This window comes from Citrobacter europaeus, from assembly GCF_037482245.1.
Lineage (GTDB): Bacteria > Pseudomonadota > Gammaproteobacteria > Enterobacterales > Enterobacteriaceae > Citrobacter > Citrobacter europaeus.
Genome location: NZ_CP148084.1, coordinates 3,930,678 through 3,946,087 on the forward strand (window position 1 = coordinate 3,930,678; position 15,410 = coordinate 3,946,087).

At 53.2% G+C, this 15,410-nt stretch carries 5 protein-coding genes and 1 pseudogene; 1 reads left to right on the top strand and 5 read right to left on the bottom strand.

Annotated features, from left to right (window positions below):
* The first annotated feature begins 133 nt into the window (after positions 1 to 133).
* Positions 134 to 523, top strand: coding sequence for a VOC family protein (locus WHR59_RS18540; RefSeq protein WP_075146335.1), 390 nt, complete (start codon positions 134 to 136; stop codon positions 521 to 523).
* A 146-nt stretch (positions 524 to 669) separates the two neighbouring features.
* On the opposite strand, the gene WHR59_RS18545 is transcribed toward WHR59_RS18540, so the two are convergent.
* The 5 genes and pseudogenes from WHR59_RS18545 to WHR59_RS18565 all read right to left on the bottom strand — a co-directional run bounded on the left by WHR59_RS18545 (position 670) and on the right by WHR59_RS18565 (position 15,406).
* Complete coding sequence (locus WHR59_RS18545) at positions 670 to 1,146, bottom strand: cold-shock protein (protein ID WP_016151966.1); 477 nt, start codon at positions 1,144 to 1,146, stop codon at positions 670 to 672.
* Between the two features lie 86 nt (positions 1,147 to 1,232).
* The gene (locus tag WHR59_RS18550) at positions 1,233 to 1,478 is read right to left on the bottom strand and encodes a YmjA family protein (RefSeq protein ID WP_043015341.1); all 246 of its coding nucleotides are present in this window, start codon (positions 1,476 to 1,478) and stop codon (positions 1,233 to 1,235) included.
* A 514-nt stretch (positions 1,479 to 1,992) separates the two neighbouring features.
* Positions 1,993 to 2,466: pseudogene (locus tag WHR59_RS24515) on the bottom strand (VENN motif pre-toxin domain-containing protein); the annotation flags it as partial.
* 707 nt (positions 2,467 to 3,173) lie between these two features.
* Positions 3,174 to 3,548, bottom strand: coding sequence for a hypothetical protein (locus WHR59_RS18560; RefSeq protein ID WP_000171782.1), 375 nt, complete (start codon positions 3,546 to 3,548; stop codon positions 3,174 to 3,176).
* Between the two features lie 5 nt (positions 3,549 to 3,553).
* Complete coding sequence (locus WHR59_RS18565) at positions 3,554 to 15,406, bottom strand: hemagglutinin repeat-containing protein (protein ID WP_338843361.1); 11,853 nt, start codon at positions 15,404 to 15,406, stop codon at positions 3,554 to 3,556.
* Between the last annotated feature and the right edge of the window lie 4 nt (positions 15,407 to 15,410).

Consider the following 15,410-nt stretch of genomic DNA (forward strand, 5'->3'; position numbering starts at 1 on the left):
AATAGAGGAATTGGTCAGGAGGGTAATAACGAAAGTAAGGAAATAACTTTTTGGCAGAATGCTTAAAAGCGCTGCTGTTAATGATAAAATAGCAAGTACAAATAGTAAGTTGAAACTGGGTGGCCTATTAAAAATGAATAAAAAATGTCTGGGATATATTTCGATTGTTGTCGATGATTACGACAGAGCTATCGATTACTACACAAATAAGCTCGGCTTTACCCTGATTGAAGATACTCCGCAACCGGGGAAACGTTGGGTTGTGGTATCACCGAACCCCGACAGTGACTGTCATTTGTTACTTTCCAGAGCGGCTAATGAGATTCAGGAAGCATTCATCGGTAACCAATGTGGCGGACGCGTATTCCTGTTTCTGCAAACCGATGATTTTTGGCATGATTACAATGCAATGAAGTTGGTTGGCGTTCAGTTTTGCGAAGCCCCCAGAGAAGAAGAATACGGTACCGTTGTTGTTTTTGAGGACCTCTATGGTAATCGATGGGATTTATTACAGAGAAAGTAAACGCCATATGTGGTCATTAGACGTATCCAACTCAACTGGATGTCTGTTTCTGGCACAACGTTGTTCTTCCCACGCCCGAAATAAAAATACCGAAACCCCGATTCAATAAAGAGCAGGATTTCGGTATTCATTCAGTCCGCAGGGCTTCAGACCTTAAGCAGTTTCACCGTCTCGTCGATATCGATTTCATCTTCCGAGAAAATCAGCGTCGTCCCCTGGAAGGTGGTGATCGCCAGCTTTTTCAGCGTGCGCATTTCGCCAGGCTTGACGTCTGATTTCGGTCGGATGCTATTCATCAGCACGCCAACAGACAGCACCGCATTTTCTTTGTCGATACGAGTCTCAGCAGGGACTTCTTCGCTGTAGACCAGGTATGACTTGATCGCCGTGAGCTTCAGACGCTCGCCTGCGATATAGATGTATTTGCTGTCTGGTATGACTTTTACCGCATAGGCAGACAAGCCTTTGTTGTTGGTGGTAGGCTCGAAGGTCACCGCCGCGTCTTTCTTGATCAGCTCAGGATTAGCAACCTTAATCACATGAAAATAGCGGTTGTCGCCGTTTTCATCTTTGATAAATCCAAAGCCTTTATCTTTAAACCACGTTGTGATTGTTCCGTTCATTGCTGTTTCCGCCTGATTAAACCTAATACTCGTAGAGTATATCTACTCAATTTGCGCGCAGTGTAAAACACAGGCCATGTCTTTGGCTACTCGTTACCCCAGCGATTGAGGAACTCCGCGATATCATCGATACGCAGTGGGTCGACGCCGGCCACGGTTGCCATCTCCTGCTGCGCTTCTTCACTGATCTCTTCGTTGTTCATCAAACGAGTGATCAACTGCTGGAAGTAATGCGCCAGCGCGTCGCGTTCGGCATCGCTCACCGACTTTGCGGCCTCGGTCGCGTACTCGTCGGCGATATCATAATATTTTAGCGGAATGTCGTTGTTCATCAGGTGCTCCGGGGTGAATGCGTGTGCCAGCAGTTGCCTGCCGCGTCTGATGTGAATGATAGCATTCTTATTTCATGGTTCGCGATCTGTTTTATTGGCTGTAACACATTACATATATCAACACTATTTTCTGGAGCCACTTTGCATTTAATAAACATGCCATTTTTAAATGACGACATTTTTATTAATTACGGTGTGATAGCCATAGGTTAAATAGTGTAGAAGCAAAGGAGCACAAACACCTTTATTCCGCTTAGCACATGACTATTTACAAGAAGTTGATTTTCGCTGACACAAATTTTATGCCAGAACCCGCCGTTGCCCAAGCAGATTCAGGTGTTTTACCAGATGACCCGTAAAACCACGAGCTACTACGCAAAAAACCGCTTTCCCCCTGCACAGTATGCTGACAGGTACGGCTAGTATTCACCCACGAACGTAATCAGCGCAGGACAGTTCCGCTTTCAGCCAGCTTTTCCCTGACCTGATTTTTCAGGGATTCAGCAGCCTGTTTCGCCGCTTCGCGGGCCCGATCACCACTGAGCGAGTTATTCTCAACTGCGTTTTTACCAGACTGCGCACCCGTTGTCGTGCTTTTCGAATCACCACCGGCCAGATTACCTGCCAGACCGGATGCGATGGTCGCAAGATTGCTGACTAACTGCCTGTCACTTTCATCCAGCTCGCTGGCGTGCTTGCCCGGATACATCGTTTTCAGTATCGCATTCGCAGCAAGCTCTCCTGCCGCTGCACCAGCCGCTCCGGCTGCTGCATTGTTCCCCTGCATAGCCGCCGCAGCACCGCCCAGTATCGCATGCGCGATGGCTTTAGCCGCGATATCATCCTCATCGAGGCCCACCTTATGGCCTATGATATTGGCAAGCTCCGGTGCCGATGCACCCGCCAGCGCCGCGCCAATATCACCGCCAGCCAGCCCCTGCAGAGCGCCTACGGCAGCCTGAATACCCCGCTGAATATCGCTAACCGTTCGCCCATCGGGTAGTTTACCGCCCCTTCCACTTGGTATTTCTTTAATTTCTGTGGGAGATAAGGCATCGAACTCTTTATTAGCAGCATTACTACCACCTGTTCTTTCGAAAAGTTTTGAACGCCCTGTAGTTTCAGGCCCCTTCGATGATGTCGAGGTTAAATCCTCAACAGTAATATTTTGCTTTTGACTGTTCTGCGCATTCTCCTCATCCTGCGGCTCCCAGCCGCCCGGCGTTCCTGAACCTGCACCACCAAATTCAGCCTTCTCAGCATCCGTCAGGTTATTGCCCGCATTCGGCCCTTCTGTCTGCCCTACATCATCAGCAGAACAGGCCCGACCGAAGGAACACTGGGTCGCTTTATCCAGCGCCTCCTTCATTTCTTTCAGCTTCTTGTCCAGGGCCGTTGCTGTTGGCATCGTTCACCGCATCGCCGGTATTGTTGCCTGCGACCGGTGGCGGCGGAGCTGGGATTGCCAGCGCATTATTCTCAACAACAACTCGATCCTGTGCACATTGCTGTGATGAAACAGTTTTGCCCTGTGCTTTCCGTGAGTTACAGCGGTTTTTCCCTGTTGCATTTTCTCCACGTTTTTTTTTGCGTTGTTACCCTGTCCCGCTGTTGAGAGGAAAACCGTGTAAAGCTATGGCAGATGACGCGCAAAAAAAATCCCGGCATAATGGCCGGGATTTGCAAGCTTTCCCACTATTTCTTGATTCCTAAACGGAACATATCAGTTGGGAATAAAGGTTGTATTATCACTTCATCATTAAAAATGAATAATTTGGGCGATAAAGCTGTTACGTCATAGATATTTTCAGCGATTAATCTTAGATTTGACCTAAAAACTGGAATACTTGCATCATCTGCAAAGACAAACATGTCATCGTTTTTTACAGAGTTTGCACTCAATAGCTCATCAAAACTCTCATAATCAGAATGCCTGATCTCTGACCAAGTAACACTTCCTTTCGCGAGAGGATACTTATTTAAAATGCCCAGAGCCTCCTGCTGAGCCAGCCCCTCTACTATATTAAAATCAGCACTCAGTGCTTCCCGACACTCATCAAATAAAGTCATTTGCTCTACCTGTTTAGCTGTTTCAATATTGTTTCAAAAGACTTTTCATTGCCTTCAAAAGGTATGACTTGCTTCACCGCTTTTCCAGGGCCTTTACCCTGCGAGTAATCCCATATATTGATGTGTGTGCCTTTTTCAGGATCATAATCAACACGCCAACCAACTTTTCCGTCGCTGGATTGCCGCCCTATGACTTTCCCATTACCAGCGCTGACTTCCAAACGTCCGATAACTGGCTTAGAGTCCGCTCCTAAATTACCTACAAGATCCAATGCCTTGTTTCGAGCAGTTTCCCAGTTTTTCTCTGGCTTGAGGATTTGTTCAATTTTAGGCTGGGAATTCCCTTTAGCCTTACTAATTCCCCCAAATGCTGACGCCGCAGCGCTCGCGACTATTCCCGCCTGAACTTCATCCAGACCGTATTCTTTCTGGAGTGCTTCCGAGACTTTGTTGGTCGCGACAACCCCTTCGGCCTGCATTTGCTGCGCAAAAGTCGCCGTCAGATCGTAGACCATCTTGATCGGGATATCTTCACCCAGAGCACGATCTATTGCCTGCTTCACCGCCAGACTGTCAGTCAGTACATCACCGTATTTCTGCTGGCAGGTTGCCGGGCTAGCTGCACAGTCGCTGATCAGTTGCTTCTGCTGTGCCGTACTCAACTCTTCGTACTTTTTGATAATACCGCCGCAGTCACCGCCTTTCGCCTGACAGGACTTCATTTCAGCGGACCAGGCATCTAACTGCTTACTGCTCAGATAGTTATTCTCAACTGCGTTTTTACCAGACTGCGCACCCGTTGTCGTGCTTTTCGAATCACCACCGGCCAGATTACCTGCCAGACCGGATGCGATGGTCGCAAGATTGCTGACTAACTGCCTGTCACTTTCATCCAGCTCGCTGGCGTGCTTGCCCGGATACATCGTTTTCAGTATCGCATTCGCAGCAAGCTCTCCTGCCGCTGCGCCAGCCGCTCCGGCTGCTGCATTGTTCCCCTGCATAGCCGCCGCAGCACCGCCCAGTATCGCATGCGCGATGGCTTTAGCCGCGATATCATCCTCATCGAGGCCCACCTTATGGCCTATGATATTGGCAAGCTCCGGTGCCGATGCACCCGCCAGCGCCGCGCCAATATCACCGCCAGCCAGCCCCTGCAGAGCGCCTACGGCAGCCTGAATCCCCCGCTGAATATCGCTACCCGTGCCGTATTTTGCCTGCTCGGTCTTATATGCCGCTGAGTTCCGTAGTTGCGTCTGGTATCTTGCTTTTTCTTCATCACTGGCGTTCACATCCGGCTCAGGAATACCTTCCTTTGCCAGCGCTTTTTTACCCGCATTCAGGCCATTTATCTCACCCTGCGTCCTCGCGATATCCGCCGCCTGGTTACCTATCTGGCCTATCAGTTGCACTTCCTGCAGGCGCTTCTGCTCTTTTTCCTTGTCAAAAATCGGACTGATGCTGCCGTTTGCATGCTCCGCATCACGGCTCAGACCGGCGACATCCTGCTTCTGATTTTCCGTGTCGCGAACCGTTATCGTCCCCTCACTCACCGCCGCCTGCGTTGTTCCTTCCGCATGCCCACTGCTGCCACCTCCGGCAATCAGGGCGTTCGCCAGATTACCCGCGAACTGTTGACCAATACTGCCCCCTGTACTGATCCCTCCCCCCTGGTGCTCCACTTTGTAATCTGCCTGATTGTGGATATCGCCAAAGCCCAGCGTGCCCGTATCCAGACTGTTTTTATCCGCCGAACCGGTAGAAGCAATGACCGCGCCATCCAGTTGGGTGTGCTTGCCCACTGTGATATCAAAGCCACCGTCACCCGCGAAGATGCCACTCTGCTCCTGCACTGAATCAAAGTCGCTCTTCATCCTGTCGCGGCTGGCATTAAGACTTGCGGAAGCGGTCCCCGCGCCGAAGGTGTACCCCACTCCTCCGCTCACGCTGTTCTGTTTACTGTCGTAGTGGTCGCTATCTTGTGTGCTGGTTATCGTCAGATCGCGGCCTACATCCGCCGTCACCTGTTTGCCATTGACCTGCGCACCAGCAAGCGTGGTATCCCGCCCGCTGTGTATCGTGACCTGATTACCCGCATCCACCGTGGTTTCATTCTGCCAGGTACCGTTGCCTTTCTCATGCCCTTTGCTGCTGTTGGCGTTCGCCGAGACGCTGATCCCCGCACCACCAGAGCCCACGCCGATACCCACGCCAATACTGCCACCGCTGCTACTGTTTTTACCGGTTGTCAGTTGCGTATCCTGTGAAGCGATGAGATTCACGTCCCGGGCGGCATCCAGTGCCACATCCTTACCGGCCTTCACTTCACTACCAGCAATAGTAATATCGCTACCTGTGGACGTGATATTGACGCTGTTGCCTGCGTTCAGAGTACTTCCCGTCGTTGAATCCTGCTCACTATGGGAGGTCGATTTTGAGGACTGTGAGCCCAGAGAGGCACTAATACCTATCGTATTGGTATTGTCTTTAGCGGTCCCTTTCGCCTGATCCAGAGCCACGGCCTGGCCGGCTTGTACTCCGGAGAGCACTGCCTGCGTACCCTGCAGTGCCGCCAGTCGGGAATCGCTGCTTTGTTTTGCCCCCTGCGCTGCTGAAACCGCGCTGTTCACCGCACTGCCAGCAGCCCCCGACAGCGCCACCGTCAGTCCGCTGGTTTTCTGCTCAAACTTCTCATCACGGGTGCGTTTGTCATGACCCGGTTCAATAAGTACGCTGTCGCCGCGAACAGCAATATCTTTCTGGGCGATGATATCCGCGCCGCCGATATGTGCCTGCTGGCCTGCGGTGATACTGACGTTGCCCCCCGTTGAGCCGACAGTGCTGAAGCTCTCGCTTTGGGTGGTGCCTTGTTCGCGCAGATCGTGCGTCGTTTTACTGCTACCGATGGTGAAACCGATCCCGCCCGACCCCATCAGACCGCTCTTTTTAGTCTCTTTAAAGCGCCATGAGGTATCCGTATTGGTGGCAGCAACGATATCCACATTGTTGCCAGCCCCCAGCGCCACATTGCCGTCACCGGCAACGGCTGAGCCCTGTACCAGAATGTTATTCCCGGCGGCGACCGTCACATTGTTCCCACTCAGCAGCGCGCCTTTTTCCCGCGTAGCGCTGTCTTCTTCAATCGTATGGGTAGTCTTTTTACTGAGGAATCCTTTTTTGGTTTTCGTGGTTTCCTGGTAGTGATAATCGCTCTCTGTGGCGGTCGTAACATTCACATCCCGGCCTGCCGTTACGCCGATATCGCCCTGCGCCGTAACATCCGCTGCCTGTGCGTTTACATCACGCCCGGCAATAATGACGGCGTCGCCGCCGCTGGCAATTTCCGTTCCCTGCTGGCGTACGGCGTCATTGACCACGGTTTTCTTCTTCGCACGATAACTGTCGCCATCTGTCGTTGCTTCAGCCAGCATGTTGACATCACGCCCGGCCTGGAGACCGACATCATTCTCCGCAGCCAGCCCGGCCGCATGGGAATTAATATCCTGGCCCGCTTTCAACACCAGGTTGTCACCCGCTGACACGGTGGTACGGGAAAGCCCTGTGCTGTGCGATTCACTGCCGCCGTTACGGCTACTTTGCTGAGTGGTGGCCGCATTCAGATTGAGATCGTTACCCGCTGTAAGCTGAGCATTCCCCCCCGCGTTAACATCGCTGGCGGTGACGTTGAGGTTATTCCCGGCATTGATACCGAGGTTACCGCCCGCGCTGATGGTGCTACCCTGCCAGTCCACTGACGAACGCCCCGTCTCTGTTATCCAGCGTCCGGAGTGGCTCCGAGCATCGTTAATCTGGTTGGCATTTACCGCAATATCTCCCCACGCCTCCATCAACAATGAACCGCCCGCAGAGAGATTGGCGCCCGTAACGGTGATATCTTTGCCTGCCGAGAGCGACAATCCGTCCTGCGCGGTAATGGATGCCGTAGACCCCAGCAACGTATCTTTAAAGCTCACATTGCGGTATTTGTCCCTGGCACTCACATCAATCTGTTCCGCCAGCGTCAGGTTATTGATGTTGCCGCCCAGGCTTTCCAGCGCCACCGTTTTTCCGCTGATGGCGGAGCTGACGTTATTAATGTCCCCCCTCGCGCTCAGGTCGAGATTACCCCCGGCCTGCATCAGACTATTGTTAAGGTTGTTAATACTGTTTTGGCTGTCGAGAGTGAGATCGTTTCTCGCCAACAGCGTACTGCCGGAGTTGGTGATATTCCCGCTAGTCAGTTGGACATTATTCCCGGCAATGACGCTACCGTTGTTCACGGTGATATCTTTCGGCGAGAGATACAGCTTCGGTATCATTACTGTCTCACCGTTGACGGTCGCGGCTTCCCACCACAGCATGCTGTGCTCAAGGGACGCTATTTGATCGGCCGTCAGCGCCACGCCAAATTTCAGTCCCAGCGACTGCTGGGTACTGACAGCGCTATCCATCAGATAACGCATCTGATCAAGGTCAGAACCAATACCGTTGATATATCGACTTCCCGTCTGATTCAGCATGGCGTTACTGACATAGCGGGTATCAAACGCCGCATCACCGAGGAAGCGGTAGTCATATTCCGGGTTCAGTTTGAGACGATCGAGCATATAGGCCGACCCAAGGAACTGGTTTTGATCGGTATACGCAATATTGGTTTCACGCGGCGCTTCGCCAGGTTTGATACCCAGCATTGCATTCAATTCACCAAACAGGCTGGGATCGAGCTGACCAAGACCGTTCAGTTTCGGATTAACGTTGATCAGGTACGGGCTTTTCAGATCGTCAGAGACGACGAAATACCCGTTGTTTCCGGAAGGTAACGGATACGAGCTGGTATCCACCGTTTTGCCCTGATTTTGCCCGGCGGCATTCACGCCCTTCTCGCCTGGGTTAATCAGGCCATTGAGTTGACCGAGGCTGGCGTTACCTTTCTGCGTGGTAGAAACAGGGTTGAGCGTAGAGTCTGATACGCCACCGCTTTCCAGCGCGCCTCCGCCGTTAATCTGCTGCAATGCGTCATGCAGTCGATCGTTCCACTGTGGGGAACTGACGCTCACCGTGTCATTGCCAGCCAGTGCCTGCTTTTGCACCCCATTACTGATAGTTTGGTTGCTGAGGGTGTTGAGGGTCGGGGTAACGATGGTATTGCTAACCCGTCCCCCACCAGAGGTTGCGTTTTCGTTGCCAATAGAAGCAGTAAACCTGGCGTTTACATTACCGCCCGCCTGAATCACAGAACGGTACGTTTCTCCCCCTTCCTGAACCCGGTCATGCCCTTCCAGGGTAAATGTTATTGTGCGTTCTTTAGGAAGCACAATAGTTTCACCTTTACTGTTTCTCCCCTCGTTATAACGCGGAGGTAACACATCTATATTATTTACGGCAAATTTCTGACGTGAGTATTTCTCTGGGGTATAGGTATAAACCAGATAATCAGTAAGCGTCCCGGACTGCCAGCTCTGGTTATTTAATGTGCTTCCTGAAAGGTCGATATTATTATTTGCCAGAATAGTACTGGCTGCGTTATCCAGCGTGTTTGCGCCAATTGACAGATTTCGCCCTGATGAAATACGAGCTGCGCCGCCAGAGCTGGAAACCTCTGTTTTTACCTGGCTGGAAATGAATTTTTGCGTCGCGGTATCTTTGAACGGCGCGTAGTAATACTGATAATAATGGTGGTAGCTACAGGCTCCATGTGCGTTACAGGCTCCTGATTCTGTTGTGTAGGAATAACCATTAACACCATAGGAGCCTGACGGTAATTCGCTTATATCAACTTTTATTGTCGCATCACCTATCCCTGGAATACTGTTTGATCCAGCTATTTGTGTCTGGTTTGTTTTCAACCCATCCCGCTGGTTCAGCAGATGTCCTGTTTTGATGGTGATATCACCGTTCTGGGTTTCGATATTGCCGGAAGTGTTGACCACTTCACTGTTGGCATTGCCCGCAGCATCTCGCTGCATCCACAGATTGTTGCCCGCGAGGATATCGCCGCGCTGGTTGGTGATGGTGTTAGCATAAAGCGCCAGATTATTTGCCGCGTACAACAGCGCCGTATTGACGATGGCGCCCGGTGCATTGAGCGTCAGAGAGCCACGCGTTCCGGTGAAACCAGCGACTGAAATATTACCGCGACTGGTCAGCGTAATATCGCCACCGCCCTGTAACGTTCCGGCGGCATTGAGCGCCACGTTGCTGCCACTGAGGTGGCTCGCACCGTTGCCCGTTGTAATTTGCCCGTTATTGCTGAGCTGTCCGCCCGCCGCCAGGTTGAGCGATTGCCCCTGAAGCACGCTACGGTTGTCGATAGCGCCATCGCTGGTAATGGTCAGCGTTTTACCCGCGGCAAACGCGCTTTGCGCAGTAAAACCATTCACCAGTTTCAGCGTCAGATTACCCAGCGCAACCACCTGTCCCAACGCACCCAGCCCGCGACTTTCAACGGACAGGTCGCCGCCGCTGAACAGTTTCCCGGCCGCATTCTGATTAACTTCACTGGCATTCACACTCAGTTGCGAGTTCCCTAACAGCGTACCGTTATTCGTCAGTTGCGCGTATTTCACCGACAGTTGACCGGCCTGCGCGGTTCCCTGGTTGGTAAACCGGGTCCCTGCAAGCGTGGCGCTGTCGGCCAGCCAGTTACCGTCATTGGTGGCCGTTGTCGCATTCAGAATGAGATTTGTCGCCTGTAACCAGCCTGCGCCGGAATACTGCGCCGTGGTCAGCGTCAGCCCCGCGCCGGAAAGCAGTTTGCCGTCATTGAGCGCGCGTGTTGTGGCGTTAAGATGAGTCTCTCCACCGCCCTGCATCAAACCGTAGTTGGACAGCACTGGCGTAGAAAGCGTCAGCCCCTGGCGGCTGACAATCTCCCCGGAAGCCTGGTTTATCAAATCACCGCTCAGCGACAGCGTTGCGCCATTATCCCCTTGTAGTCTTCCGCTGTTGGTCAATGCGCCGGTCGTCATGCCCAGCGTCGCACCCTGAATTTTACCCTCGTTGGTGACTGACGCCGCAGTCAGATCCAACGCGCCGCCGCTCAGCATACTGCCCGCTTTCTGCTGCCTGACCGCGCCGTTCATGGCAAGCGTGAGCGCATTTACGCCGCTAACCGCCGCGCTGTTATCAAGGGTTGTCCCCTTCAGCGTAAGATTTTTCGCCGTCCATTGCCCGGAGTTAGTCAGAGAAAGCGCCTGTAGCGTCGCGTTACCAAGGGCGGTAATTTTGCTGCCAGCCGCAGAAGTCAGGTTATTTGCGAGCGTGAGTTGCAGGGCGTCGGCGCTTTGTATTGCCCCATTGTTTGTCAGCGTTTGCGCACTGAGCAGAACGGACTGTCCCTGCCACGTGCCATTATTCGTCACATCGCCAGAAGTGAGTTTCAGCGCCCCCTGCGTCAGCAGTGAACCACCTGCTGCGTTAATCAATTCCTGTTGCGGTGAAGCCATCGCCATTCGCGCCATCAGACGCTGACGAGCCTCCAGCGTCAGGCTTTGCAGGCCGGTCAGCGTGCCCTGATTGTGGATCCGGTTTTGCTGCAGGGTCAGGGTATTTCCCTGTACCGTGCCACTGTTATCGAACTGTGCGCCGTCGAGCGTTACGTCGCTCTCGCTGAGCAGTTTTCCGCTGTTATCAAGCTGCTGCGCGGTTAGTGACATTCCGCCATGACTCATCACATCGCCTGATGTGGTAAGGCCGTTGTTTACAGTAGCCGTCAGATTACCCAGGCTTATCAGCGATCCTTTGTGCAGCCAGTTATCAGCGGTCAGTGTAAGCTGCTGCCCCTGCAGCGTTCCTTGCGTCGTTATATTGCCAGCATCAAAGGTCAACGCGCCGCCGCTCAGCGTACGGGAGGTTGTACCCGTCGTGAGAACATCACCAGACAGCGCAAGCCCGTTCGTCCCCTGCCACAGGCCTGAATTGTTTAACGTCGAGGCTGCAAGTGTCAGCCTGTCACCGGCAATACGTCCGGCGCTGTTGATATCATCAGCCGTAAGCGCCAGCGCGCCGCCACTTTGAATGTGTCCGGGGTTAGTAAGTCGCCCGGATAGCTTGCCTTCCAGGCCATGTAAACCGTTAAGCACACCGCTGTTATTCAGCGAGTCGGCAGTGAATGTCAGGGTATTTCCCTGCAGTACGCCGGCGTTTTCCATCGCACCGGTATGCACCAACAGCGCATTACCGGCCAACCATTTACCTGTAGCATCCGTGGTGAAGTTATTCGCAGAAACCGAGGTACTGTCATTACCCTGAACCAGACCGCTGTTACGGATGGATTTTCCATCCAGAGTGACACTTTTCGCCGCCAGCGTACCGCGGTTATCCAGAGAGGCAGTATTTATCGACGCCCCCTGTTTCGCCACCAGGTTACCCTGGTTTTCAACTGAGTTTGCCAGCGTCAGGTCCAGGGAATCGGCCTGAATATCACCGGCGTTAATTAATGTGTTGCCGCGCAGCGTGAAGTTGGTATTTGTCAGCAGCAGACCGTGGTTTTCCAGCGAATCGAGGCCTAAATCCAGCCCCGCACCGCTAACCAACTGCCCCTGTTGGCCATTGAACAGATTGCGGGTGGTGAGCTGTAGTGCCGAATTACCCTGCACAATGCCGTTATTCATAAGCTCCGGCGCGGAAATGCTAAGGGATTTTGCTGCAATCGTTTTGTCGTTAAACAACTGCGCCGCAGCCAACTCGAACAGGTTGAGACTGCGCAGCGATCCCTGGTTATCCAGTCGCCCGTTAGCCTTAATTTTCAGGCTATCCAGTGCCTGAACGCTGCCGCTATTGTGCAGGTTATCCAGTCTAATCGCCGCCGTACGGCCCTCCAGTTGGCCATCATTTTCGAAACGTTTTCCGCTAAGCTGTAGATCTTCACCGCTGGTCACCTGCCCACCAGCAAGGTTAGTGAAGCGATTGCCATCCCAGGCGAGCGTCTGATTCCCCTGCAGGATCCCACTGTTGCTGAGATCGCCGTGTAATGCCAGCACCTTCGCCGCCAGCATTCCGCTGTTATTCGCACTGGCGGCATGCACGGTCATACCTTGTTGACTGAGTACCTTACCCTGGTTAGTGAACGCGTCGTGTACTGTCGCCGTTACCCCCGTTTCACCCAACGCATTACCGCTGTTTTGCCACGTATTTGCTTCCAGATTCAGCGTGCCGCCCTGCAGCAAGCCGGTGTTGTGCAGGGTCTGACTCTTCAGGCTCAATTCACCCACCGACAACACATTCCCGTCGTTTTTCACGTCCTGACTGTTCAGCGCGAGAGTATCAGCAGCCATGAGTCCGAGGTTATCTGTCTGCTGTCCGTTAACAGATAATGACGTGTCCGCCAGCAGGCGCCCCGCGGCCTCGTTTTTTACCGTCGCATATTCACTTTGCAGATTAACGCCGTTAATTTCTCCGCCGTTAACCAACTGGCGGCCGTTGAGATGCAATGAACCGTCGGTGGTAATCAGCCCATGGTTGGTCAGATACGGAATATCCAACGCCAGAGAATGCCTGGCATAGAGCGAGCCGCCGCTAAGGTTATCTAACTTATCAATCTGCAGGTCCATTGCCGCGTTGCCCTGCATCAGACCGCTATTCACAACATGCTGACTGTGGAGAGTTAGCGTGTCGGCTATCAGAGAGCCGCTGCTGGTCAGCAGTTCAGGTGCAATAATCGAGATGCGTTCAGCGCTGGCGCTGCCGCTATGAGTCAGCGTCGCCGCGCTGAGCGTCAGGGTGTCTGCCAACAGTTCGCCATGGTTATCAACTGACTGCTGTGCGCTGAAACCAACGCGTGCCCCGGTGGATTTCCCGCCATGACTGAGCCTGTCAGCCGTCACATCCAGCGAACCTTTCGCCGCCTGTACGCCGTCCAGCATCACGCTATTGCCGGTAATCGCAAGGTCCAGACCGCTCTGTAAATGACCGTCTTTGCCGGTAGTCAGTTGCTTTGCACCGACGTTAAGCGCACCGGCGGCATTAACCTGACCGTTCAGGTTAAGGTTTTGCGTAACGTTTAACCGTATGTCTTGTTGCCCGGCGATCAGCGAATCTTTCGCGGCAGTGAGGTTTTCAGTATTGAGCGTTACCCCCTGGTTGCCAGAGAGGACGCCATATTGTTCAACTGACGCGGCCTGCACCGTTAGAGTGCCATCAGAGAGCAACTTTCCACTATTACGCAGCGTGACATCTGCCCGGATATCCGCATCGTTTTTCGCGCTCAGGATCCCCTGCTGGTTGAGCGATGCCGTCTGAACTGAAAGCTGGCTGCCGCTCGCCAGCGTGCCCATATTATCCAGCGACCCGCTGCGGACCGATACGCTGTTACCCTGCATCAGACCTGTGTTACTAAGGCTGCTGACAGAAGTATCAAGACTGCCGATTGCCGCCAGTTGACCACCATTAACGAGGAGGTCACCGGAGAGAGATAAAGCATCTCCCGCATTAACCTGTCCCTGGTTGTTCATTTCGCTACCGGTCAGGCTTAATGCGCCTTTCGCATCGGCCCGACTGGCGTTATCCAGTGCTATGCGCTGCGCCTTCAGCGTTAATCCGTTACCTGCTGAGAGCAATCCCCCTTTCGCCGACAGATCGCCGTTACTGTTAAGGCTAACATCAGCATCGCTACCCAGCGTGGAACGGGTCAGCGTCAGTCCATGAGTACCCTCGACATCCAGTTTTTCTTTGCTGGTCAGGTTGCCGTCGGTGACTGTCAGCGAGCCGTCACTGCGCAGTGAGGTGTTTTTCTGGCTAACCAGAGTGGTTGCAGCAACGGCTACATCCTGTTTAGCAGCCACCTGCAACTCGCCAGCTGCGGCAATCCCGCCACCATCGATCGTCACCTTGCCATCGCTACCCAACTGCACGTTTGCGCCGCTGGAGAGATTTGCATCCTGTAGCGCTAACGCCCCGGTGCTGTTGATGGTCATCCCGCTTGCGGTCTTATGACTACCGGTTAGCGTGACGCCTTCGCCCCTGGCAGAAAGACCACCATTTGCCAGACTGTTGCCGATCGTTAATTTCCCGTTAGCATTGAGGGTGATATCACCCTGACGGGCATTCAGATTCCCGAGGTTGACCCCCAGCCCTTTCTCGCTGGAGACCAAATGAATTCGATTAGCATACATGCCGCCTAACGCGCCGGTATCAACCGCGATTTTCGGTGCTTCTCCTTCGCCATTTAGCGGGCTCGTCTGGCCATTCGCCGCAACGCGATTCGCCCCAGCGATAACTGTCAAATCTTTGGCGTGTAGCGCAGCATTGATTTCCGTGGCGCGAGCAATAATCGACACTGCATCGCTCTGGCTACCATCCAACCCCTTACCTTCGATGGTAATACTGCCCTTGCTTACATCCAGCGACTGCAGGTTGCCATTGGCGTCCAACACAGGTTTACCAGTGGTCAGGGTGGCGTTAGGCGTGTTGATAAATCCACAACCATTACAGGTAATGCCATAGGGGTTAGCGACCATGACGTTGGCGGCTTTCCCCGCGACTTCGGTATAGCCCTGCAGTTGCGAACGGTTAGCGCCGGTAACTTCGTTGATGATCCCTGAAGCTTCCTTTCCTGGCTGTAGGTTTGGGTTATTCTGGATAATGCCGCCGAGCTGAGTTTGGGTAAATTGCCCGGTCGCGTTGTTAAGGATCAGCCCCTCTTTTCCCACGTTGTAGTCGTTATATTTATTGTGTGAAATCCCGGACTGGTTCGGCGTGGCAATATTCACCACCGGAACACCATTGGCGGCTTTATCCATCTGCGTATTGCCTTCAGGCGTGATGACGGCAGCCATCGCCGGAAGCAGTGGTTGGGTAGCCAGCAGGAAACTCAACATGCCGCTTAGCAAACGCTGGGAAAAACGAACCTGATCCTTTTTCATCACC

Coding starts and splice junctions, on each gene's coding strand:
- WHR59_RS18560 (WP_000171782.1), bottom strand. CDS start 3,548: ATGACTTTATTTGATGAGTGTCGGGAAGCACTGAGTGCTGATTTTAAT.
- WHR59_RS18550 (WP_043015341.1), bottom strand. CDS start 1,478: ATGAACAACGACATTCCGCTAAAATATTATGATATCGCCGACGAGTAC.
- WHR59_RS18540 (WP_075146335.1), top strand. CDS start 134: ATGAATAAAAAATGTCTGGGATATATTTCGATTGTTGTCGATGATTAC.
- WHR59_RS18565 (WP_338843361.1), bottom strand. CDS start 15,406: ATGAAAAAGGATCAGGTTCGTTTTTCCCAGCGTTTGCTAAGCGGCATG.
- WHR59_RS18545 (WP_016151966.1), bottom strand. CDS start 1,146: ATGAACGGAACAATCACAACGTGGTTTAAAGATAAAGGCTTTGGATTT.